23 protein-coding genes and 2 pseudogenes are annotated in these 21,946 nt (G+C 65.8%); 12 read left to right on the top strand and 13 right to left on the bottom strand.

Translation table 11 applies throughout. The features are described from left to right. A partial coding sequence (locus tag KBY85_RS12215) for a nitrate reductase associated protein (protein ID WP_254961774.1) occupies positions 1 to 286 on the top strand: 286 nt, incomplete at its 5' end. Between the two features lie 18 nt (positions 287 to 304). Here KBY85_RS12215 and cynS read toward each other — a convergent pair. Then, positions 305 to 678 (bottom strand): annotated as a pseudogene (gene cynS, locus KBY85_RS12220) (cyanase). Here cynS and KBY85_RS12225 point away from each other — a divergent pair. Further along, positions 677 to 1,342 carry a molybdenum cofactor guanylyltransferase gene (locus tag KBY85_RS12225; RefSeq protein ID WP_254961775.1) on the top strand — a complete coding sequence of 222 codons (666 nt, stop codon included), beginning with the start codon at positions 677 to 679 and terminating at the stop codon, positions 1,340 to 1,342. The pseudogene cynS and the gene KBY85_RS12225 overlap by 2 nt on opposite strands. A gap of 105 nt (positions 1,343 to 1,447) precedes the next feature. On the opposite strand, the gene KBY85_RS12230 is transcribed toward KBY85_RS12225, so the two are convergent. From KBY85_RS12230 to KBY85_RS12245, 4 genes are read right to left on the bottom strand one after another with little or no spacing between them, the layout of a single operon-like run. Further along, a complete protein-coding gene (locus tag KBY85_RS12230) occupies positions 1,448 to 1,627 on the bottom strand; it encodes a hypothetical protein (protein WP_254961776.1) in 180 nt (59 codons plus the stop codon). Further along, positions 1,627 to 1,764, bottom strand: coding sequence for a hypothetical protein (locus tag KBY85_RS12235; protein WP_254961777.1), 138 nt, complete (start codon positions 1,762 to 1,764; stop codon positions 1,627 to 1,629). The genes KBY85_RS12230 and KBY85_RS12235 overlap by 1 nt, the downstream gene beginning before the upstream one ends. After that, positions 1,765 to 2,376 carry a sulfite exporter TauE/SafE family protein gene (locus tag KBY85_RS12240; protein ID WP_254961778.1) on the bottom strand — a complete coding sequence of 204 codons (612 nt, stop codon included), beginning with the start codon at positions 2,374 to 2,376 and terminating at the stop codon, positions 1,765 to 1,767. It abuts the gene before it with no gap. 27 nt (positions 2,377 to 2,403) lie between these two features. Beyond that, entirely contained in the window at positions 2,404 to 4,710 is a 2,307-nt protein-coding gene (locus KBY85_RS12245; protein WP_254961779.1) for an FdhF/YdeP family oxidoreductase, read from the bottom strand. Between the two features lie 135 nt (positions 4,711 to 4,845). Between KBY85_RS12245 and KBY85_RS12250 the strand changes: the two genes are divergently transcribed. Beyond that, positions 4,846 to 5,931 (top strand): GTP 3',8-cyclase MoaA, encoded by a 1,086-nt coding sequence (locus tag KBY85_RS12250; protein ID WP_254961780.1) that lies wholly within the window; start codon positions 4,846 to 4,848, stop codon positions 5,929 to 5,931. A 331-nt stretch (positions 5,932 to 6,262) separates the two neighbouring features. Here KBY85_RS12250 and moaB read toward each other — a convergent pair whose 3' ends face one another. Continuing rightward, positions 6,263 to 6,763 carry a molybdenum cofactor biosynthesis protein B gene (gene moaB / locus KBY85_RS12255; RefSeq protein WP_254931211.1) on the bottom strand — a complete coding sequence of 167 codons (501 nt, stop codon included), beginning with the start codon at positions 6,761 to 6,763 and terminating at the stop codon, positions 6,263 to 6,265. A gap of 89 nt (positions 6,764 to 6,852) precedes the next feature. On the opposite strand from moaB, the gene KBY85_RS12260 reads away from it, so the two are divergent. The 3 genes from KBY85_RS12260 (at position 6,853) to KBY85_RS12270 (ending at position 7,963) form a co-directional block, all read left to right on the top strand. Beyond that, positions 6,853 to 7,137: a MoaD/ThiS family protein gene (locus tag KBY85_RS12260; RefSeq protein ID WP_254931210.1), complete on the top strand. Its 285-nt coding sequence runs from the start codon at positions 6,853 to 6,855 to the stop codon at positions 7,135 to 7,137. Next, a complete protein-coding gene (locus KBY85_RS12265; RefSeq protein ID WP_254931209.1) occupies positions 7,100 to 7,588 on the top strand; it encodes a molybdenum cofactor biosynthesis protein MoaE in 489 nt (162 codons plus the stop codon). Before KBY85_RS12260 ends, KBY85_RS12265 begins: the two co-directional genes overlap by 38 nt. 93 nt (positions 7,589 to 7,681) lie before the next feature. After that, on the top strand, positions 7,682 to 7,963 hold the full coding sequence (locus KBY85_RS12270; protein ID WP_254931208.1) for a hypothetical protein: 282 nt from the start codon (positions 7,682 to 7,684) through the stop codon (positions 7,961 to 7,963). A 28-nt stretch (positions 7,964 to 7,991) separates the two neighbouring features. Here KBY85_RS12270 and KBY85_RS12275 read toward each other — a convergent pair whose 3' ends face one another. After that, positions 7,992 to 9,239, bottom strand: coding sequence for a molybdopterin molybdotransferase MoeA (locus KBY85_RS12275; RefSeq protein WP_254931215.1), 1,248 nt, complete (start codon positions 9,237 to 9,239; stop codon positions 7,992 to 7,994). Beyond that, a complete protein-coding gene (moaC, locus tag KBY85_RS12280; protein WP_254931207.1) occupies positions 9,232 to 9,717 on the bottom strand; it encodes a cyclic pyranopterin monophosphate synthase MoaC in 486 nt (161 codons plus the stop codon). The genes KBY85_RS12275 and moaC overlap by 8 nt, the downstream gene beginning before the upstream one ends. 99 nt (positions 9,718 to 9,816) lie before the next feature. Here moaC and KBY85_RS12285 point away from each other — a divergent pair, with 99 nt between their 5' ends. Further along, the gene (locus tag KBY85_RS12285) at positions 9,817 to 10,299 is read left to right on the top strand and encodes a hypothetical protein (RefSeq protein WP_254931206.1); all 483 of its coding nucleotides are present in this window, start codon (positions 9,817 to 9,819) and stop codon (positions 10,297 to 10,299) included. A gap of 4 nt (positions 10,300 to 10,303) precedes the next feature. Here KBY85_RS12285 and KBY85_RS12290 read toward each other — a convergent pair whose 3' ends face one another. The 4 genes from KBY85_RS12290 to KBY85_RS12305 are packed head-to-tail and all read right to left on the bottom strand — an operon-like array spanning position 10,304 to position 14,073. Continuing rightward, positions 10,304 to 11,512 (bottom strand): alpha/beta hydrolase, encoded by a 1,209-nt coding sequence (locus KBY85_RS12290; RefSeq protein WP_254961781.1) that lies wholly within the window; start codon positions 11,510 to 11,512, stop codon positions 10,304 to 10,306. Position 11,513: 1 nt separating this feature from the next. Continuing rightward, positions 11,514 to 12,278 carry a MinD/ParA family protein gene (locus KBY85_RS12295; protein ID WP_254931204.1) on the bottom strand — a complete coding sequence of 255 codons (765 nt, stop codon included), beginning with the start codon at positions 12,276 to 12,278 and terminating at the stop codon, positions 11,514 to 11,516. 4 nt (positions 12,279 to 12,282) lie between these two features. Further along, positions 12,283 to 13,191 (bottom strand): cache domain-containing protein, encoded by a 909-nt coding sequence (locus KBY85_RS12300; RefSeq protein ID WP_254961783.1) that lies wholly within the window; start codon positions 13,189 to 13,191, stop codon positions 12,283 to 12,285. A 9-nt stretch (positions 13,192 to 13,200) separates the two neighbouring features. Further along, positions 13,201 to 14,073, bottom strand: coding sequence for a hypothetical protein (locus tag KBY85_RS12305; protein ID WP_254961784.1), 873 nt, complete (start codon positions 14,071 to 14,073; stop codon positions 13,201 to 13,203). Positions 14,074 to 14,430: 357 nt separating this feature from the next. Between KBY85_RS12305 and KBY85_RS12310 the strand changes: the two genes are divergently transcribed. The 4 genes from KBY85_RS12310 (at position 14,431) to KBY85_RS12325 (ending at position 19,680) form a co-directional block, all read left to right on the top strand. Beyond that, positions 14,431 to 15,702, top strand: coding sequence for an MFS transporter (locus KBY85_RS12310; protein ID WP_254961789.1), 1,272 nt, complete (start codon positions 14,431 to 14,433; stop codon positions 15,700 to 15,702). Positions 15,703 to 15,740: 38 nt separating this feature from the next. Continuing rightward, entirely contained in the window at positions 15,741 to 17,879 is a 2,139-nt protein-coding gene (gene ppk1 / locus KBY85_RS12315) for a polyphosphate kinase 1 (RefSeq protein WP_254961785.1), read from the top strand. A gap of 96 nt (positions 17,880 to 17,975) precedes the next feature. Next, positions 17,976 to 19,001, top strand: coding sequence for a sigma-70 family RNA polymerase sigma factor (locus KBY85_RS12320; protein WP_396121866.1), 1,026 nt, complete (start codon positions 17,976 to 17,978; stop codon positions 18,999 to 19,001). A 4-nt stretch (positions 19,002 to 19,005) separates the two neighbouring features. Further along, complete coding sequence (locus KBY85_RS12325) at positions 19,006 to 19,680, top strand: diacylglycerol/polyprenol kinase family protein (RefSeq protein WP_254961787.1); 675 nt, start codon at positions 19,006 to 19,008, stop codon at positions 19,678 to 19,680. On the opposite strand, the gene KBY85_RS12330 is transcribed toward KBY85_RS12325, so the two are convergent. Beyond that, positions 19,677 to 20,723 carry a 3-deoxy-7-phosphoheptulonate synthase gene (locus KBY85_RS12330; RefSeq protein WP_254961788.1) on the bottom strand — a complete coding sequence of 349 codons (1,047 nt, stop codon included), beginning with the start codon at positions 20,721 to 20,723 and terminating at the stop codon, positions 19,677 to 19,679. The two genes, KBY85_RS12325 and KBY85_RS12330, sit on opposite strands and share 4 nt — an antisense overlap. A 118-nt stretch (positions 20,724 to 20,841) precedes the next feature. Between KBY85_RS12330 and KBY85_RS12335 the strand changes: the two are divergent. Then, positions 20,842 to 21,946: pseudogene (locus tag KBY85_RS12335) on the top strand (aconitate hydratase B); the annotation flags it as partial.

A 21,946-nucleotide genomic window follows, 5' to 3' on the forward strand; every position in this document is an offset into this window, starting at 1 on the left:
CGAGGCGTTGCGCCAGCACCTGCAGGCGCGCACCAGCGCCCTCAGCGCCGGCCAGGCCAAGGACCTACCCCGACCCGACGCTGAGCCCTGGCAGCAGGCCGACCAGCTGCCCGAAGTGCTGGCCGCCTCCTGCGCCCAGCTGGGCCTTGAGATCCGCAGCGGCGGCTGGGCGGAGCTGGACGAACTGCAGCGCTTCGCCCTGGTGAAGCTCAGCCACCCGGGCCACGAGCACCGCAACCTGCCGCGGGCCCTGGCGGAGTTTGGGCTGCTGGCTGAAGAGCCCTGAACAATGGCGCCCTGAGCCTCACCACTTGCGATAGGGCAGGAACTCGCCGTTCATCGTCACCACCACCCGATCACCCTTCGGGTCCTCCTACTTGGCCACCGTCAGGCTGAAGTCGATCGCCGACATGATCCCATCGCCGAACTGCTCCTGGATCACGTCCTTGAGTGGCAGGCCATAGATCTGCAGGATCTCGTAGAAGCGGTAGAGCAGCGGATCGGCGGGGATCACCGGATCGAGGGCCCCCTTCACGGGATAGGTGGTGAGAGCAGCCGGAAGGGCAGGCTGGCGGTCCACACCTCACCTTGACCAAGACAGTCGCCAAGATCGGCGAAGCTGAGCCCGCTGCAGCGCTTGGCGTCGAGCAGGGTCGTGGTGTGGGGAGGCAGAGCCATGGAGGAACCGGACATGCGGCGGGACCCTACGGATGGGCACGGTCATGCCTGGCAGCCGTTGCTACAACTGCCCCTGCGCGCCTGCCTGCTCAGCGGTGGGGAAAGCCGGCGCATGGGCCGGGACAAGGCGTTACTGCCCCACCCTGAAGGCGGCACCTGGCTGGAGCGCAGCTTGCGCCTGCTAGCCCAGCTGAAGACGCCGATCACCCTGCTGAGCCGCCATGGGGCGCATCTGGAGCAAGCGGAAAAGTTGGCCCTCGAGCTGGCCCCGGGCTCGCCGATGACGGCCCTGGCAGAACCACCGCCCTGGGAGGGGCCGCTGCTGGCCCTGCACCGGCTGATGCAGCGACACCCGAACGAGCAGCTACTGCTCTGCCCAGTGGACATGCCGCATCTCAGCCTGGCCGCCCTGCAAACCCTGCTGGCGGGCGCAGCAATAGGGAGCCCGACCAGGCTCCATCTGGCCCACGACGGTGAGCAGCTGCAACCGCTGCTGGGCCTGTATCCGAACAGCGCCCCAATCCGCGCCCACCTGGCCGCGGCGGTGCAGCGGGGCGAACGGCGCCTGCAGAGCTGGCTGGTGGAACTGCCCTGCCAGGCGGTGCCGCTGGATCCCCGGGCCATCCGCAACGTGAACCGGCCTGAGCTTGGTCAGTTGGCCTAAGCCAAGTCAGGCGTCTTCAGCCGGCGACATACAGCACCCGGCCATCACGAGCCACATCGCCAAACACATGCCAACGGGAGCCACTCAGGCGCCCGGCATCAGCGCTCAGTTGAAGCGCTTCCAGCGGGCCAGCTTCTCCGCCGGCGTGAGCTGGGGCTGGCCCACGATCACCGCAAGATCCAGATCTGAGCCGGCTCCAGCGCCAAGGGATGGCGCCAGGGAATGGTGGGCGGCGTGAAAGGCTCGGCAGCGGAGGCGACCATGTTGAAACGCTACCGCCAACATCAGCCCGCGAAACCCAGGAGCTTCGAGGCGGCCAGCAGCAGCACCAAGGCCAGACAGCGACGGATCCAAACCACAGGCCAGTGGCGGCTACCAAGCCGCGAACCCACCGCACCGGCCAGCAGCACTATCAGCAACATCTAGCCCAGCTGGGACGGCAGGGCCGGCAGCAGGGCTTGATGTTGCTGGCGGGCCAGCAGCAGGCCGGCCAGGCCGCTGAGCGAGTTGCCGAAGATGAACAGCGACGACACCGCTGCCGCCTGGCGGGTGGAGGCCCAGCTGCAACACAACAGCAGGGGCGTGAGAAACACGCCGCCGCCGGTACCGGTGAGGCCGGCCAGCAGCCCCAGCCCAGCACCGCTAAGCACCAGCAGAATCAGCGGCGGTTGCGTCAAGCGCTCGGGATCGCCGGGCTGGCACAAAAAGCGCAGGGCCGAGGCCAGCAGCACCAGTGCGACCAACCGCTGAAACCAGAGCGTGGGCAGATCTAGCCACCCCCCCAGAAAGGCCATCGGCAGGCCGGCCAGCAACACCGGCCAGAACAGCCGCCAGCGCAGGTGGCCGGCTCGCCAGAACTGCCAGCTGCCCTGGGCCGCCACCGCGGTGTTCAGGATTAAGGCAAGCGGCTTGATCTGCTCCGCCGGCAGACCTGCCAGAGCCAGGACGGCGATATAGCCGGAGGCGCCAGCATGGCCCACGGCGGCATAGAGAAAGGCCACCAGGGCCAGGAGCGGCGGCAGCCAGAGGGTCACAGCCAGCTCCGCAGCTTCACCACACCCTCAAGCCACAATCAGCCCTCTGCCGCGCACCAGCACGGGCACCCGCTTGAAAGCCGGCGTGCCGCTCTCGGGATCGCTAACCGCCCGCATCAAGACGTTGGCCTCTGGATAGAACATCAGCGCCGCGCCACGCCGCACCGAGCCGGGGATCAGCTCGATCCCGTCGAGCTGGCCCGCTTCGCCCTGGACGGTCACCCGCTGGTGGGCCCGCAGACCACAGGCGGTGAGATCCTCCGGGTTGACCAGAATCGTCTGGCGGTGCGGCATGCCCCGATAGCTGTCGCCCTGCTTGTAGACCACCGTGTTGTGCTGACCGTAACTGCGGGCTGTGATCAGGTTCAGCACTAGTCCCTGCTCGCCGACGGCCAGCCCGCCGAAATGATCCGCATCCGGCAATCCGAGCTCAGGCAGCGGCGTGACCGCCAGCTGGGCCCGGCCAGTGGCGGTGGCGAAACGGGGCTCCTGGAACACCCGGCCGGCCACCTCGAATTCCTTCTTGCTGGCGTCAATCTCGGCGATCGCGGCGTAACCGGGCACGGTGCGGGCGATGAGATCGCGTACATACACGGGATCCTGCAGCCGCCGCCAATCGATCGGCTCGATGCCGTGCAGGCGGTGGGCCAGCTCGGCCAGGAACTCCACCTCGCTGATCAGCTGGCCACTGCCCAGGTGGGTGCTGCCGGGCTCGTTGATTCGCACCCAATTATTGCCCGATTCCACCGTGGTGCGGTGGGGGGTTTCGAAACGGTTGAACACCGGCAGCAGCAGGGTCTGGCGCGCCGCCAGGCCGTGGAAGTGGCCGGTGTTGGGCTTGGTGGCCAAGTAGATAATCGTGTCTATGCGGCCAAGGGCGGCCTGGGCCTGGCGGCTGTCGGGGTTGGCGCCGTACAGGTTGCCGCCCAGACAGAGCAGGGAATCGACGGCGCCGGCAGCGGCCGCCTCGATCAGGGCGCGGGTGTCGTAGCCCCGGGTGGGGCTGAGGGGCCGGCCGAGCAGCTGCTCGAGCGCCAGCCGCATCGGCTCGCGCAAATTCACCGTCACCCCCATCGAGCCGAAGCCCTGCACGTTGGAGTGGCCGCGGATAGGCATCGTGCCCGCCCCCGGCCGGGCCACGTTGCCCGTGAGCACGGCCGTATTGGCAATCGCCTGCACGTTGGCGGTGCCGTTGGCGTGGTGGGTGATGCCCATCGCCCAGGCGAACACCACCGCCTTGCACGCAGCCAGCCTGGCAGCGGTGTGGTCCAGCTCCTCGCGGCTGAGGCCGCAACAGCCCGTGATCGCCTCCCAGCTGGTGGTCTCGATCTGCTCGATCAGGGCCTGCCAACCATCGGCATGGGCCTTCACAAAGTCGAGGGCGATGGCGCCACGCTCCAGCAGGGCCTTCTGCAGCCCCAGAAACACGGCGGTGTCGGAGCCGGGAATCGGCTGCAGGAACAGGGAGGCGATCTCGCTGCCGCCGCCGAGCATCGAGCGGATCGGGAAGGCGGGCGAGCCGAACTTGAGCAGCCCCGCCTCAAGCACCGGATTGATCACGATCACCGTGCCGCCGCGCTCCCGCAGCCGGATCAACTCGTTCATCAGCCGCGGGTGGTTGGCCGGCGCATTGGACCCCACCAACACCACGCCATCGGCTTGCTGGAGGCTCTCGAGGCTCACCATCGAGGTGCCGCTGCCAAACACCCGGCCTAGGCCGATGCTGGAGGGGGCGTGGCAGAGGTCGGAGCAGTCGGCCAGATTGTTGGAGCCGAGAGCTCGCAGCAGCAGTTGCAGCAGGAAGGCGGCCTCATTGGAGGAGCGCCCGGAGCTGTAGGAAGCAACCCGCTCCGGCGACGGCCTAGCGAAGGCCGCAGCGCTGATGTCTTGCACTTCTTCCCAGCTGATCGGCTGGTAGTGGTCGCTACCGGCTCGCTGGATCAGGGGTCGATCGAGCCGGCCCAGCTGGTCGCATTCGGCGGAGCTCAGCTGCTGCAGCTCGGCCAGGCTGCGGCCGGCAAACACCTCCTCTGGCACCGCGGACTGCAGTTCCGCTCCGATCGCCTCCACACTCTTGAGGCAGCGCTGCAGCCGCTCACCCAGTTCATCGCGAAAGCCACCGTTCTGGCCGCCCGTGCCCCAGGCGCAACTCAGGCAGGCGCTTTTGTGGTTGAGGGTCTGCCAAAGCCGCAACCCCGTTGGTGAGAGGGTGGCGCGGGCCCAGCCGTCGATCAGGGGCCAGCCGCCCCCGCTGGCGGCGTCTTCTGGGTCCGGTGGCTCAGACGATGCCTTTGACTGGAAAGCGGCTGGCGAACCAGATTGCTCAGGCGCCATGGCTGCTATGCCGGTGTTTTTCAGAGCCTAGGGGTATGGCAAGGTCGCTCTTTATGAATCGCAGCCCAGCCAACGCAGCAAGCAGCGCCCGAAACCCCGAGTGGTAAGTGGGGCTGTAGCTATAGCGTTGCGGCCATGGCCAGCGCCACTAACCATCCCAAAACCGTAGCCAGCCGCGTCCCCCCAAACGACCGACTGGGCCGGCCACTTGGGGTGCTGCGGCTGTCGCTCACGGCCCGCTGCAACCTGGCCTGCCCCTACTGCCTGCCGGATGGCAAGGAGCCACCGGGACTGCTGACGCTGAAGCAGCGGCTGGGGGTGATCGGGGCGGCGGTGAACCTGGGAGCCCGCAGCCTGCGGCTTACCGGCGGAGAGCCGCTGCTGCACGGGGGCTTGGAGGAGCTGATCGCCGCTGTGCAGCCCCTGCGCGCCACACACCCGGAGCGTCCCGGCCTGGGGGAGATCGCTCTCACCAGCAATGGCCTTTTACTAACCGCTGAGCGAGCCCAGCAGCTACGCGCCGCCGGCCTCGACCGGATCACCCTCAGCCTCGATGGCACCACGGCTAGGTCGGTTGCCCGCATGGCTGGCCTGGCCGATACCGCCGCAGGTGAACGGGCCATGGCGACGGTGCTGGCTGCGATCGAGCACGCCCGCGCCGCCGGCTTTGATCCCGCCCGCGGCGCCCTCAAGCTCAACGCTGTGATCCAGCGCGGCGCCAACGACGATCAGGTGCTGCCCCTGGCGGCACTGGCACGGGAGCGGGGGCTGGAGCTGCGGCTGATTGAGTTCATGGACGTGGGCAGCCGCAACGGCTGGCAGTACGAGGCGGTGCTGAGCGCCGCCGAGATGCTGGAGCAAATCGGCAGCAGCTGGCCGCTTGAGCCGCTGGGCCGCACCGCCCACGGCACCGCAAGCCGCTGGCGCTACCGGGATGGGGGCGGCAGCCTGGCCGTGGTGGCGTCGGTGAGTGCACCTTTCTGCGGAGACTGCAACCGTCTGCGGGTTACCGCAGATGGCGTCGCGTACTCCTGCCTTTTTGCCGCCCCGGGCAGCGGCTTGGATCTCAAACCATGGCTGAAGGAGGAGTCAGACGCCGCAGAACTCGAGCTAGCCATGGCCGCCCTCTGGAATCAACGAAGCGACCGCTATAGCGAAGAGCGCAACACTGCAAAATCTGCCAACAGCACACACGCCGAGATGGCCTACCTAGGGGGCTGAATGGATAACCAAACAGCATCAGCCTCGCCAAGTGGGCATACCTCCAGCCATGAAAGTGCCCCGATGGCGCCATAGGGCCTCAGGAGTCACAGTGATGTGGTTGGCGGCTGCCAACTCAGCGGCCTCCTGGGTAGACCGGGTGGTCAGCAAAGCGGCAGTAAATGCAGGATCGCGCCGCGCCAGCTCTTTGAGATCGTGCAGAGCAGCCGTAGATTGCGCTTGGCAGGTAGTCATCTCACTTTCCTCAACTATCTGCACCCAGGCTAGGAAGCCTTATTCAGTTAAGAGGTGAGCAAAAACACCCGTCTTGTCTGACATGTAATGACAAGGCTCATACCTCCCGCAACCGCGGCAGCAGCTGCACCAAATTGCAAGGGCGGGTATCTGCATTGAGCTGGGCAGCAATCAGCCGGTCCCAGGCTGTCTGCACCGCATCGAGGGAACCCGGCAGCACAAAAATCACGGTGCCATTAGCCACCCCCGCCAGGCAGCGGCTCTGCAGGCTGCTGGTGCCAATCGTTTCAAAGGAGAGCACCCGAAATAACTCACCAAAACCATCGATCGTCTTATCGAGCAGGGGTGCCACCGCCTCCGGGGTGCCATCGCGGCCGGTGAGCCCGGTGCCGCCAGAGCTGATCACCACCTGCACAGCAGGATCAGCAATCCAGCTACTGATGGCGGCACGGATCTGGTAGCGGTCGTCCGGCACCAGCAGGCGCTCCACCAGCCGGTGACCGGCCGCCTCTAAGCGCTGCTGCAGGGCATCACCGCTGCAGTCCTCAGCCAATGTGCGCGTGTCCGACACCGTGAGCAGGGCGATGGCGAGGCTCACGGGCAGGGCTCAGGCGTTTGGGGCATTCTGGGCGGCGTAGCTAGGAGCTCCCTAGCGATCACTTAGCCCCAACCCTGCTGCTGCAAGCCATGGCCGTCTCCACCGATCCGGCATCGCAAGTGCAGGTACGCCTTTTCGCCGGCTTGCGAGAAGCGATGGGCTGGAGCGAGCAACTGGTCGAGCTAGCCCCAGCCGCTGGGGAAGCCAACCCTGCTGGCACAACACCTGAACAGCTCTGGCGGCAGCTAAACCTGCAGCCCGCCTATCCCCCCGCCGGCGTGCGGGTAGCAATCAATCAGCAGTTCGCCGCCTGGGACTCAAGCCTGTTCGCTGGCGATGAGCTGGCCTTCCTGCCGCCAATCAGTGGTGGCTAACGCGATGTTGGCAATCCAGCTGGAAACGGTGCCGTTCGAGCCGCTGTCGGTCCTGGCCGAGTGGCAGGCGCAGCTAGCCCTTTTGCCTGGCGGCATGCCGGCGGCCGAAAGCCAGTTCATCGGCAGGGTTCGGGGCTGCGATGCCACCGGAGAGCCCCTGGAAGCTTTGGAGCTGGAGCACTACCCCGGCATGACCGAGGCCTGCATCGCCTCCCTGTCAGCCGCCGCCGCGGGCCGGCACGGGGCGACTGCAGTGCTGGTGAGACATCGGATCGGTCTGGTGTTGCCGGGAGACGCAATCGTGCTGGTGGCGGTAGCGGCCGATCGCCGCGGCCCGGCCCAGCGCTGCTGCCAAGAGCTGCTTGAGGCCCTCAAGCACGAAGCCCCCTTCTGGAAACGGGAATGGAGCCAGGGGGTGGGTAGCTGGATCACGGGCAATACGCCCCTATGAAGCTCGGACCCAGGAAGAAGTCCGCGACTCAGCAGACCCCAGCTATCTGTGCCACATTCATGGGCATAAAAACTTGGAGAGCTGGCCGTGCACATGGTGGCGAATTTTTGGCCCGGAGCGACGCTGGAGCAATTCCAAGTGGAACTGGCCCAGCTGGAGGGCAAGGAGCAACCTCAAGCCCAGCTGCTGCGCACGGTGGCGGAGGTGGAAGGGGGCTTGATGATCGTCTCCCTTTGGGAAGGGCAGGCGCAATACGACAGCTGGGCTGAAGCCACCCTGTTGCCCCAGATCGATCTTCCAGGGGGCATGGAAGGTCGCCCGGAACAACGCAAGGGGCTGGTGGTGGATCACTACTCCGTGCTGCCTGCCAGCTGAGCAGTTGGGGCCGCGGCCGGCACGCGGCTCAGAAGATCGGCAACCGCAGCAGCTGGGCCCAGAGCTGCGTTCCCGCCTCAAGATTGCCCAGCTCCGCCGGGATCTCCAGCAGCAGATCGGCCCCCTGCAGCGAGCCGATGCGGGAGGAGGCCTGGGAGCCCTCCACCCGGGCCAGCAAGCCCCCATCTGCCGCCACCACCAGCTGGGCGCGGGCCAGCTCCGGCCGCCCCGCCCCGCGCCGCAGCTCCTGATCCAGCCGCACCCGCAGACGGGGGAGCACCTGGATCGCGCCACCCTCCAACCGCTGCAGCGCCGGCCAGAGCAACTGCAGAGCCGTGATCGCCGCCGCCACCGGATTACCCGGCAACCCAAAAAAGGGCACGCCTGCCACCTCTCCCCAGGCAAAGGGGCGCCCCGGCTTGAGGAACAGCTTCCAGAAGCTCACCTCCCCCAGCTCCCCCACCAATTGGCGGATCCAGTCGCTGTCGCCAGCGGAGACGCCGCCGGTGCTTACCACCACATCGCAGCCGGCCGCCAGCTCCCGCAGGGCCTGGCGCAGGGGCTCGGGCTGATCGGCTACCAACCGCTGCTGCGTCACCCCATAACCCAGCTGCTCCAGCAAAGCGGCAAGCAGGACCGAATTGCTCTCCCAGATCTGGCCAGGGCCCCGAAGCAATCCGGGACTGAGCAATTCATCACCACTGATCAACAAACCCAGCCGCGGCCGCTTGGTCACCGTGAGCTGCTGCACACCGCAGCTGGCCAGCCTGCCCAGCTCGGCAGCCCCCAGCCGGCAGCCCACCGCCACCAACTCCTGCCCGACGGCAGCCTCCTCCTCTGGCCCGCGGATCCAGGGGTTAGGACCGGCCGGGCGCACCAGCTCCAGGCTGGGACCTTGGGGCAGCTCCAGCGGTTGCACCAGCTCTTGGGGCAGCACCCGAGCGCTGCCCGCGGGCACCACGGCGCCGGTGAGGATGCGCACCGCCTCACCCGCTGCCACGGCCGAGCCATAGGGGGCACCGGCGGCCGAAGTGCCCCGCAGGCGCCAGCGGGCACCCACCAGCGGCTGCTCGGATCCGGCAATGGCGTAGCCATCCATGATCGAAGCCCGGAAACCCGGCACGGCTGCCGCCGCCAGCACCCGTTCAGCGGTGATGCGGCCCAGACAGGCCGCCAGCGGCAACGCCTCGCAGCGCCCCAGGGGCTGCAGCGACTCCAGGATCTGGGCCCGGGCCTGGTCGAGGGGCAGGCCCTCCGGGCCGAAGGGCTCACTCATGCCGTTGCCAATCCCCGCTGCGGCCGCCACTTTTGGCCAGCAGCCGCACCGGACCGATGGTCATAGCGGGATCGGCGCTCTTGAGCATGTCGTAGAGGGTGAGCAGGCCCACCTGCACGGCCGTGAGCGCCTCCATCTCCACTCCGGTGGGACCGGTGGTGCGGGCGATGGCGCGCAGCCGCAGGCCACTGCCATCGGTGGCCGGCTCCAGCTCCACGCTCACGCCGCTGAGGGCAATCGGGTGGCAGAGCGGAATCAGTTCCCAGGTGCGTTTGGCCGCCTGGATCGCTGCCACCCGCGCCACCGCCAGCACATCGCCCTTGGGGGCCCGGCCCTCCAGCACCAAGGCCAGTACTTCGGGGGCCATCTGGATGAACCCCTCAGCCGTGGCCTGGCGGGCGGTGGCGGGCCGATCGCCAACCTCCACCATGTGCACCTCGCCGGCGGCATTGAGGTGGCTCAACTGGGGTGCAGACATCTCCTAGTCCTCAAACCGAGCGCCAGGCCCAAGCATGGATTGCCCGACGCCAAACGTCCCCACCTTCTCCCATAACGTGAGGGTCGCTTCCCCCTCGCGATGACCGCTCGCCGCACCATCCCGGTCCTGCTGCTTCTGGCCGCCGGCCTCGCCCCCCTGGCGCCACCCAACGCCCAGGCCGGCCCACTGCTGCGCCGCGCCCAGGAACGCAAGGCCTGCCAGGAATTCGCCGGCAAACTCCAGGCCGCATCCGGCAATCCCCAGCAGGCCCAACTGGTGTATCAGCAGGGAGTGCTGAAGCTGGTTGAAACCTTCGGCGAAAACCCCTGTGGCGACATCCCTGCACCCACCGCAGCTGCTCCAGCTGCCCCGGCACCTGCACCAGTCACCTCAACAGTCACCGCACCAGTCACCGCGAAGCCCGCCAATCCCCAGCAGGCTCAGGCGTGCCAGGAGTTTGCGAGCAAGCTGCAGGGCGCCCAGGGCAACCCGGCCCAGGCCCAGCAGATCTATGCGATGGGCAGCCAGAAACTGAGCGGCATGTTCGGCCCCAACCCCTGTCCACAGATCAAGGCTCCCTGAGCGCCTAGGGCTGCAGCTGCTCTCTCAGCATCCTGGCGATGGCGCCGCAGGCCTCCTGGCCTGCGGCGATGGCACCACTGAACAGGATGAAGTCGTGGAACATGCCTTCGTAGCGCTGCAGGGTCACCTGACCTCCGGCCGCATCGAGCCGTTCGCTGAACACCTCACTGTCATCACGGGCTGGATCGTGGCTGGCGGCGATCACTAGAGAGGGCGGCAGATCGCGTAGGTCGCCCACCAAGGGCGAGCCGCGCCAGTGGCCGGGATCGGGCTGGTAATGGGAGACATACCAGCGCATGTCGGCCGCCGAGAGGAAGGGGGCTTCGGCCAGGTCGCGATAGGAGGGCAGCCCCAGGGAAGGATCCAGGGTGGCGCAGGCCAGCACCAGCGCTCGCGGCTTGCAGAGGCCTGCCGAGCGGGCGGCCATCGCGGCCACCAGGGCCAGGTTGCCGCCGGCGGAATCCCCCATCACCCCCAGGCGGTTGATATCCAGGCCCAGATCACTCCCATGGCTTACCAGCCAGTGCAGGGCACACTCCACATCGTCGGCGGCCGCGGGCCAGGGGTGTTCCGGCGCCAGGCGATAGTCCACGCTCACAAAAGCACAGCCCGACTGCTCGCACAGGGTGCGGCAGAGGCTTTCATGTGTTTCGATGCTGCCGATCACCCAGCCGCCGCCATGGGCGAATAGCACCACCGGTAGCAGCCCGGAGCCGCAGCCGGGTGGCAAGTAGAGGCGGGCCCGCAGCTTGCCGCCCAGGTATAGGTTCTCGGTGGTGAGGCGATCCGATCGCGCCTGCGCCCTTGGGTTGGGCTGGCCGGGGTCACCCAACCGGTCGATCAGGGCTCGATCCTGCAGAGTGCGGCGCTGCTGGCTGAGGCGGGTGCTCCAGGTGACCACGCCTGGCTGCCGTTCCTGACGCAGCACTGAGCCCGCCAGGTAGAGGCGATCGAGCAGATGGTCCAGTTCCGCCTCGCTGCGTCCCATGGCCTCGGCCAGTTGCGGGATGGTGGCGCCTTTGAACCGGATCAGCTGGCGCAACAGGGAGGATTCACCTTGCTGTCGTTCCAGGTCGTAGAGGCGCATGCCCAGGCGCCGGGCAGCCTGGGGAGAGAGCTCGGAGACCGGCCTGACGCCAGCGCGCTCCAGGCGTTGCAACAGGGCAGTGCAGTCGGGATGGAGTGGCAGCGCCGTCCCCTGGCCAGGCTCCATCTCAGATCTCCGCGAGGATCCGCCGCGCCATCGCCCCCAGCTGTTGCGACCAGGCATGCTCGGGGTCGCAAACGACAAATGGGGAGGCGGAAGCGTTCATCGCCATCGCTTCGCTGAGGGGCAGCACCGCACCCACCTCGGCCTGGTAGGCAGACGCGACCCGCTCCCGCACGGCTTCGACGGGCATCAGCTCCGGCACCTTGTTGATCGCCAGCAGCAGGCTCGGCACCTCGAGTCGGCGGGCGATGTCCACGGTGACGGCGGTGCCCTGGAAATCCTGCTGATCAGGGCGCAGCACCAGCAGCAGCACATCCGAGAGGGTGAGCGAGACCAGCGTCTCCTCGTTGAGTCCGGGGTGGGTGTCCACGATCAGCACATCGAGGGCGAGCTCATCGATCAGGGTTTGAAAGCCGGTGTTCAGCAGCCCCACGTCGTAACCCTCCCGCAACACCCGCGTGATGTCGGTGGCCTTGATACTGGCAGGAATCAGTAGCAGCTTGCCGCCGCTCGCCACCGTGCCGACCCGGTCGGTGATGTCGTGCACCACCTCGCTGATCCCGCACTCCCCGTGCAGGTAGTCGTTGATGCAGCGACCGAGCGTTTCGGGTTCAAAGCCGAACAGCACATGGATGCCTGGCGACTGGATATCGGTGTCCACTACGCCGACCCGTCGTCCCTGTTGGGCCATCACCGCCCCCAGGCTGGCGGTGATGTTGCTCTTGCCAGTGCCCCCGCGGAACGAGTGCACCGAAACGATCAGGCTCATGGAGTCAGGAGGGGGGAGGAGAAGCCTGGCGGCTGGCTCGGCGCTGCTTGCGCAGATCCGCGGCGGCGGCCTTGAGGTCGTTGAAGAAATCACTCTCAACTATCGACGCCACATCGCTTTCGCGCCGCCCATGGTCGATTTCGATGTGGAGGGCGGCCACTTGGGCCTTGAGAGTGGCTTCCCGTTTCTGGGCCTGGCGCGCGGCCTCCTGGATGCGACGGGCCAGGAAGCCCAGGTCATCGCGGCGGCGGATCACCTTGGCCAGCAGCGAGTCTTCCACTGGTTGGTTGGTTTCCAGTTGCGTCGCCGCCTCCGTGAGGGTGCGCAAGGGGCCCGAGATGGTTCGACTAGCGGCGATGGCCGCCAGGGTGGCCAGCAAACTCAGCAAGGAGGCCAGCAGCACCACCCGATGCTGCACCGCCGCCGTGGTCAGGCTGAACAGGGATCGGGATTGCAGCACCACTGCGGTCCAGCCATCGGTTTCGAGGGGTTGCCAGGCGGCCACCACGGGATGGCCATCGAGTTCACCCAAGCCAAAGCCTGGTTGGGCGGCTCCCCTCAGGGGCAGCAAGTTGGCTGAGATCGGGTGGTAGCTCAGCTGGCGGCGGAAGCGCTGGCCCCGATCGATCGGGGCGTTCAGGCTGACGCTCCGTTGGGTCCCGCGGGCCCTGTCACCGCCTGGGCCGAGGATGCCCAACCTCAGGGAAGGATCCTTGGCGGAGGAGATCAGGCCATCGGCTTCCACCACCATGGCGCTGTTGCCCTCAGCAACCTGCAGAGACGAGTAATTGGCCAAGGTATGGGTGGCCACCACCGCCACCCCCACCACCTCCTGGCCGTCGCGCACCGGGCTGGTGATCGAGATCGTTGGCGAGGGGTTGGTGGTGGAGATCGGCAGATAGGTGCCGCTCACGTAGGATGACTACCGCAGTCCCCGCTGGAAATAGGTGCGGAAGCTGTAGTTGTGGCCGATCAATTTGCGGTCGGAGGCGGCGATGCAGTTGCCCTCGCGATCGAGCAGGTAGGTGAACACCACATGGGGGTGGGAACGCTGCAGGCGATCGAGCAGATCCAGCACCCGCTGCTTGCGTTCGGCCCGCTGCTCTGGCGGTGATGCCGACAGGCTGATCACACCGGGATCCTTGGATACAAAGCGGATCAGCTCCACATAAGCCTGAATTTCATGGTTCAGGCCGCGGGCCACCGAGCTGGCCAGACCCGCCAGCTGCCTCTGGCCACTCACCTCGGCCTCCCGCTCTGCCATCGAGGCGCCTACAAAACCCACCAACAGGGCGGGCAGCAGCGAGAACAGCACCATCAGGCCGCCAAGCTTGATCCCCACGGGCCAGGTGGCCGGATCCCGCAACCGGGGACGGTTGGCCTGCTGGAGATTTGATTGGGGCCCGGGCACCGCTGGCTCTGATGCCTGGACGAGCTTGGGGGCTTGGGGGGCGAGATCCAGCAGTTGGGTGAGGTTCGCCAGTTGATCTGGTGTGCAGGGCACCGTCTGCCTGATCTGGCGCAGCAGCTCGCGGCGCAGCTCCCCATCGCTGGGGATCAAGGGCAGCCACTGGTCGGGTTGATCTAGCAGGCGATCAAGATCCAGAGCGGTGGGTTTGGCTGTACGGGCTCTGAGGCCCCGCAGTTGGGCATCAAGGGCATCACCAGGCCCGTTGCTGGTGGCGTCCTGGCCATGAAAGATATCCAACAGCTGCTGCTGCAGCAGGCGAGCGCGGCGCTGACGGGCAAGCCCACCCGAAACTATCTCGGCACGGCTGATCAGCCCATCCTCCATTCGGACGCGTTCCAGACGCCTCGGAGAGCCTAGGGAAAGCGGCTAGGAGCCTGTCGCGCAGATCCGCCCGCACCTCTGCACAGATGCCCCTTAATCTGCGCAGATCGCTGTGACTGCAGTGGATCTAGGCGCGCACACGGTGGCGGAGGTGGAAGGGGACTAATGATCGTGTCCCTCTGGGAGGGACAACATGAATACGACAGCTGGGCTGAAGCCACCCCTTGCCCCAGATCGATCTTCCAGGGGGCATGGAAGGTCGCCCGGAACAACGCAATGGACCGGTTGTGGATCACTTCAGAGCTGCTCCAATTCGATCCCATAACGTGTGGCTTGACGCACCCGCCAGCCACCCTGCCGTTGTCATTACCCCGCCCCTCCACCTTCTTCTGCGCCTTCCTGACCCTGCTCAACGACCGGCTGGGGGAAAGCATCGTCTTTCCGCTGCTGCCCTTTTTGCTGGCGGGCTTCACCAGCGATGGCCGGGTGCTGGGGCTACTGGCGGGTAGTTACGCGGTGGCTCAGTTCGCCTTCACGCCCCTGATCGGCGCCCTCAGCGATCGCTACGGCCGCAAACCGGTAATCAGTGTCTGTGTGGCGGGCTCGGTGCTGGGCCTGGCCCTGTTTGCCCTCACCATCAGCCTGCCCTGGGCCAGCCTCTGGCCCGCCGCCCAGGCCGCCGGGTTGCCCCTGGCCCTGCTGTTCGGCGCTCGGCTAATCGATGGGGTGAGCGGCGGCACCGCCGCCACAGCCAGCGCCGTGCTGGCCGACATCTCGCCGCCGGAAAAACGGGCTAAGGCCTTCGGCCTGATCGGGGTGGCCTTTGGCCTGGGCTTCATTCTTGGCCCCGCCCTAGGCGGGCTGCTCGGCCAGATCAGCGTCACCCTGCCGCTGCTCGTTGCCGTAGCGATCGCCGTGCTCAACCTGGTGCTGGTGCTCACCGTGCTGCCGGAAACCCACCCGCCAGATGCACGCCGGGCCATGCCGCGCAAACGGGATCTCAACCCTTTGGTCGCCCTGCAAAGGGTGTTCACCAACCCCCAGGTGCGGCGCCTTTGCGTGGCATTTTTTCTGTTTTTCCTTGCCTTCAACGGCTTCACCGCCGTGCTGGTGCTCTATTTCAAGCAGGCTTTCAACTGGGGCCCCGGCCTAGCGGCCTCAGCTTTCCTGGTGGTGGGCGTGGTAGCCACGGTGGTGCAGGGCGGCCTGATCGGACCGCTGGTGAAACGCTTCGGCGAATGGCGCCTCACCCTGGCCGGCCTGGGCTTTGTGATCGCCGGCTGCCTGCTGATTCCCCTGGCCACGCGGGCCAACGCCCAACCGGTGGTGTTCAGCGCTGTGGCGATCCTGGCCCTGGGCACCGGCCTGGTCACCCCCTGTCTGCGCAGCCTGGTCTCCCGCCGCCTCGACAGCGAAGGTCAGGGCGCCGCCCTGGGCAGCCTGCAGGGGCTACAAAGCCTGGGCAGTTTTCTAGGGCCCCCGCTGGCGGGCCTGGCCTACGAGACCACCGGGCGCCAGAGCCCCTTCTGGCTTGGCATCGCCTTGCTTGTGGGCGTGGCCCTGCTGGTGGCCGGTGGCCTACCTGGCCGAAATTCAGCGATGACAGCAGGACTACACGGATCGGACAGTTGAGATTGCTACGTTGCCGCTAATCACAGTCAGGATGCTGCATGGCGGAATCAACGGCTGAAACCCAGCTAGCTCCCGAGCTGTATTTAAACCGTGAACTTAGCTGGCTGGAATTCAACTACCGGGTGCTGGCACAAGCCCTAGACGAGCACACACCGCTACTTGAGCAGGCGAAGTTCAGCGCCATCTTCAGCAACAACCTCGATGAGTTCTTCATGGTGAGGGTGGCCTCCCTGAAGTCCCAGATCGATGCCGGGGTGAGCAGTCTTAGCGATGACGGACTCACCGCCCAGCAACAGCTTCAGGCGATCCGCACCAAGCTGCGCCCCCTGCTGGAAATGCAGCAGCAGCACTACCGCCACTCCCTTAAGAGCCATCTCTGCGACTACGGCGTTCACCTCACCGACTACGCCAACCTCAACGCAGCCCAACGGGATTGGCTCAACGCCTACTTCCAGAGCGCCATTTTCCCGGTTCTCACCCCCCTGGCGGTGGATCCCTCCCACCCCTTTCCCTTCATCAGCAACCTGAGCCTCAACGTGGCCGCCCTGGTGCGCGACCCCGATACGGGTCAACAGGAATTCGCCCGGGTGAAAGTGCCGCAGAAAAACCTGCCCCGCTTCGTCCAGATCCCCCCCCATCTGAGCGGCAAGCAACCCGAAGCCGTTTATACGGCCGTGCCTCTGGAGCAGGTGGTGGCCTTCAACCTCGGCCTGCTGTTCCCAGGCATGCACGTGGAGGGTCACTACTTCTTCCGCGTCACCCGTGACGCCGACCTGGAATTGCGCGACCTAGAGGCCGACGATCTGATGGAGGCCCTTGAAGAGGGCCTACGCAAACGCCGCCGCGGCGGTGAGGTGGTGCGGCTGGAGGTGGCCGATGAGATGCCGGAAGCGGTGGTGCAGCTGCTGATGGAAGGCACCGCCGTCGAGGCGGAAGACGTTTACCGGGTCAACGGACCCCTGGGTCTCGACGATCTGATGAGCCTGCTGGCCATTCCCTTGCCCCAGTTAAAGGAGAAGCCCCACAAGGGCCGCACCACACCAGCCCTGGCCCGCACCCAGAAGAGCCAGCTGGAAGACGGCTCGATCAAGGCGGAGGAATTTGAAAGCATCTTCTCGGTGATCCGCCGGGGAGATGTGCTGCTGCATCACCCCTACGACCTGTTTTCCACATCGGTAGAGGAATTCCTCAACCAGGCCGCCGATGACCCCTCGGTATTGGCCATCAAGATGACCCTCTACCGCACCTCTAAGAATTCAGCTGTGGTTGCGGCACTGATCCGGGCCGCTGAAAACGGCAAGCAGGTGATGGCCCTTGTTGAATTAAAAGCCCGTTTCGATGAAGACAACAACATCCAGTGGGCCAAGCAGTTGGAGGCATCTGGGGTGCACGTCGTCTACGGCGTGCTGGGCCTGAAGACCCACACGAAAATCCTGCTGGTAGTTCGCAAGGAGAAGGAGCGCCTCAACAGCTACGTACATATAGGTACGGGCAACTACAACTCCAAAACATCCAGCCTCTACACCGATATCGGCCTACTCACAGCCAGGCCGGAATTCGGTGCCGACTTAGTGGAGTTGTTCAACTACCTAACCGGTTTCTCAAAACAGCAAAGCTTCCGCCGCTTACTGGTGGCTCCAGTGACGCTGCGCAGCCGCATGGAAGGCTTGATCCGCCGCGAAATCGAGCATGCCCAGGCCGGCAGGGGCGGCCATATCCGGGCAAAGATGAATTCCCTAGTGGATCCGTCGATCATCGCCCTGCTGTACGAGGCCTCCCAGGCCGGCGTCATGATCGACTTGGTGGTACGTGGCATGTGCAGCCTGCGGCCCCAACTGGAGGGCATCAGCGACAACATCCAGGTTGTGAGTGTGATCGGTCGCTTCCTTGAACACTCGCGGCTGTTTTGGTTTGGCAATGGCGGTGAGCCCGAACTTTTCTTCGGCAGCGCCGACTGGATGTCACGCAACCTGGACAGACGAGTTGAAGCGGTAGCTCCAATCGAAGATCCAAAACTGCGCCATCAGCTTGAGCAGGTCATCGATCTCTACCTGAATGACACCGGTGCCTGGCACATGGACAACCAAGGAAAGTTCAGTCAACGACAGCTCGAAGGCGAACAACATCTGGTTCAACGGGAGATGATGCGTCGCTGGCGCGGCGGTTTGGTGGCTTAATCAGTAGCAATCCATGCAGGAATTCTTCCAAATCAAGGAGTTACAACCAACGCTACAGTGCTACATTCCAGCCAAATCCAATACGGAGGCTGGGGTGTGGGGACGCCTTTGCAATCCGCTTCAGACGTTGTTGACAGCAACGTCTCGAAGCAGGCGCCATCAAAGATGGCGCCCAATGCTACTGCTAGCAAATCTGCGTCTGGAAAGGCACGCGCCACAGGCCCGAAAGCCGGGGGACGGCTTAGTGCCGACTCAATCGGCTGGTATCTAGGCACCATTGGCCGCGTGCCGCTGCTCACGGCCGCCGAAGAAATTGAGCTGGCACATCACGTGCAGGCCGGCAAACGCCTGCTGGAGCTGCCTGCAGGGGAGCACACCCCCAAGCACAAGCGTCAGCTGCGCATGGCCCAGCGGGCCCGCGATCGCATGATGGCCGCCAACCTGCGCCTGGTGGTAAGCGTCGCCAAGAAGTATCAAAACCAGGGGCTGGAGCTGCTGGATCTAGTGCAAGAAGGGGCGATCGGCCTAGAGCGAGCTGTTGACAAATTCGACCCAGCAATGGGCTACAAATTTTCGACCTACGCCTACTGGTGGATCCGTCAGGGGATGACCCGGGCTATCGACAACAGCGCCCGCACAATTCGTCTGCCGATTCACATCAGCGAAAAGCTGTCGAAGATGCGGCGGATCAGCCGGGAGCTTTCCCATCGCCTCGGCCGCCAGCCCAATCGCCTCGAGCTTGCCCATGCCATGGACATGGCCCCGCGGGACCTCGAAGAGCTGATGGCCCAAAGCGCTCCCTGCGCCTCCCTCGATGCCCATGCCCGCGGCGAAGAAGATCGCAGCACCCTGGGCGAACTAATCGCCGATCCGGCCAGCAACGAGCACCTAGACTCGATGGACCGGCACATCCAAAAGGAGCACCTGGGCACCTGGCTCTCCCAGCTAAATGACCGGGAACAGCAGATCCTCAAGCTGCGCTTCGGCCTGGAAGGGGCCGAACCTCTCACCCTCGCTGAAATTGGCCGGCTGATCAATGTTTCGCGGGAGCGGGTGCGGCAGCTGGAGGCAAAAGCAATCATGAAGCTGCGCCTGATGAGCAACTACCAGCAGGCCGCCTGAGCCCATGGCCGCTGGATGGTCGCAGCAGCTGCTGGGAGTGGCGGCCGTTGCTGGCTGGCTGGCCCTGTTGGCACTAGCGGCGCTGCAGGTGCGGCGGCGCTGGAATGGTCAACGGGAATGGAGTCGCAAGTTGGTGCACATCGGCACCGGCGCCGTAGTGCCGATCGCCTGGGCCACCGGCATTGATCGCCTGATCGCCATCCCCGCCGCCGGCCTGATCACGCTGCTGGCGGCAATGAACCATCGCTTCCGCCTGCTGCCAGCCATCGAAGATGTGGGCCGGGCCAGCTACGGCACCATCGCCTATGGGGCCTCAATCACCCTGCTGCTGCTGCAGTTTTGGCCCCAGCAACCCGCTGCCGTAGCCGCTGGCGTGCTGGTGATGGCCGTGGGTGATGGCCTAGCCGGACTGCTGGGTCCCCTGGTGAGCTCCCCTTGCTGGCTGGTGTGGGGCCAGCGCAAATCCGTCGTTGGCACCGGCGCCATGGCCGCTGGCAGCCTGGCCATGCTGCTGCTGGTGCGCCAGCTGGCGATCGCAGCTGGCCAGCCCCACCCGGAGCTGCCCGCCCTGCTGGCCATCAGCGCTACTGCAGTGGTGCTGGAGCAGCTGGCGGTGGGGGGCCTCGACAACTTCACGGTGCCGCTGGCAGCCGGCTGGCTCTGGCAACGGCTTAGCTAGCGCACCGACTCAGCCAGAGTTTCGAGCACCTCCGAGGTGGTGGCCAGATCGATGCAGGCATCGGTGATGCTCTGGCCGTAGGTGAGCTGGCTTAGGTCTGACGGAATCTTCTGGCTACCAGCCACCAGATGGCTCTCCAGCATCACGCCCATCACGTGGCCAGAGCCGGCGCGCAGCTGGGCGGCCACCTGGGCTGCCACCTCGCCCTGGCGGCGATAGTCCTTGTTGGAGTTGCCATGGCTGCAATCCACCATCACCCGAGGCGGCAGGCCGGCTTTGGCCAGCTCAGCAGCGGCTTCCTCCACCGCCTGCGGGTGGTAGTTGGTGCCGCGGTTACCACCCCGCAAGACCAGATGGCCATCGGGGTTGCCCGTGGTGGTCACAATGGCGGCGTGACCGTCGTGGTTGATGCCCAGGAAATGGTGGGTCTTCGCCGCCGCTTCCATGGCATTAATAGCGGTAATGGCACTGCCGTCGGTGCCATTTTTGAAGCCGATCGGCATCGACAAACCCGAAGCCATCTCCCGGTGGGTCTGGCTTTCGGTGGTGCGGGCGCCGATGGCCGTCCAGCTGATCAGATCGGCGATGTATTGGGGCACTACCGGATCGAGCAGCTCGGTAGCCGCCGGCAGGCCCATCTCGGCTAAATGCAGCAAAAGGGCGCGAGCCACCCGCAGTCCCGTATTGATGTCGTAGCTGCCATCGAGGTGGGGGTCATTGATCAGGCCCTTCCAGCCCACGGTGGTGCGGGGCTTCTCGAAATAAACCCGCATCACGATCTCGAGCGCGTCCTTATAGCGCTCCTGGGCCTGGGCGATTGCCGCGGCGTATTCGTGGGCCGCGGCCACATCGTGCACCGAGCAGGGCCCCACGATCACCAGCAAACGGGGATCAGTGCCATGCAGGATCGCCTTAATACGTTCCCTGGCCTGCTGGACCGTTGCCGTTGAACGATCGCTGATCGGCAGCTCGCGGTGCAACAGCGCCGGAGGCACCAGCGGCCGGGTTTCCACCACATGCAAATCGGAGGTGGTGGTGGTCATGGGCCTGAGGCCGTCAGAACGGCGCCGCGGAGTCGCCTTCCACCCTAGTCAGCAGCGATTGCGACCACCAAGGGGCCGGCTGCCAAGAACAATGGGGTGTAGATCAACGCGACCGGGCATGTCTGCAGCCACCTTCCTCCCCAGCTACCGCGCCGCTGCGGCCGAGCGCGAAGGCCTGGGGGTACCGGCCCTGCCCCTGAGCGCCACACAAGCCAGTGCACTCACGGAGCTGCTGAGCGCACCGCCCGCCGGCGAGGAAGACTTCCTGCTGCACCTGCTTAGTGAGCGCATCCCGCCGGGAGTGGACGAGGCGGCCTACGTGAAGGCCGACTGGCTCGCGGCTGTGGCCCAGGGCACGGCTACTAGCCCCCTGGTGAACCCAGTGGCGGCAGTGAAGCTGCTGGCCACAATGATCGGCGGCTACAACGTCAGCGCCTTAATCGAGCTGCTCAGCAACTCCGATCCAGCCATCGCCAGCGCCGCCGCCGAAGGGCTGAGCACCACGCTGCTCGTCTACGACGCCTACAACGAGGTGCTGGAGCTGGCCTCCAGCAACGCCTACGGCCAGCAGGTGATCGACAGCTGGACCGCCGCCGAGTGGTTCACCGCCAAAGCCGAGCTGCCCGCCGAGATCACCGTGACCGTGTTCAAGGTGGAGGGTGAAACCAACACCGACGATCTCTCCCCCGCCACCCACGCCACCACCCGTCCCGACATCCCCCTGCACGCCATGGCGATGCTGGAAACCCGCATGCCTGGCGGCCTGGAGCTGATCACCCAGCTCAAAACCAAAGGTCACCCGGTGGCCTACGTAGGTGATGTGGTGGGCACCGGCAGCTCGCGCAAATCCGCGATCAACTCCGTTCTCTGGCACACCGGCAGCGACATCCCCCACGTGCCCAACAAGCGCGGCGGCGGGGTAATCCTGGGCGGCAAGATCGCACCAATCTTCTTCAACACCGCCGAGGATTCCGGCGCCCTGCCGATCGAGTGCGACGTGTCCGCGCTCAACTCCGGCGATGTGATCACGATCCGCCCCTACGCCGGCACGATCGAGCGGGCCAGCGGCGAAGCGAATGCCGGCGAGATCGTGGCTCGCTTCGAGCTAAAGCCCAGCACGATCACCGATGAGGTGCGCGCCGGCGGCCGCATCCCCCTGTTGATTGGCCGCTCGCTCACCGATAAGTTGCGCGCCCAGCTGGGGCTGGCCGCCAGCGAGCTGT

It is taken from the genome of Cyanobium sp. BA5m-10 (genome assembly GCF_024346255.1).
GTDB lineage: Bacteria > Cyanobacteriota > Cyanobacteriia > PCC-6307 > Cyanobiaceae > Cyanobium_A > Cyanobium_A usitatum.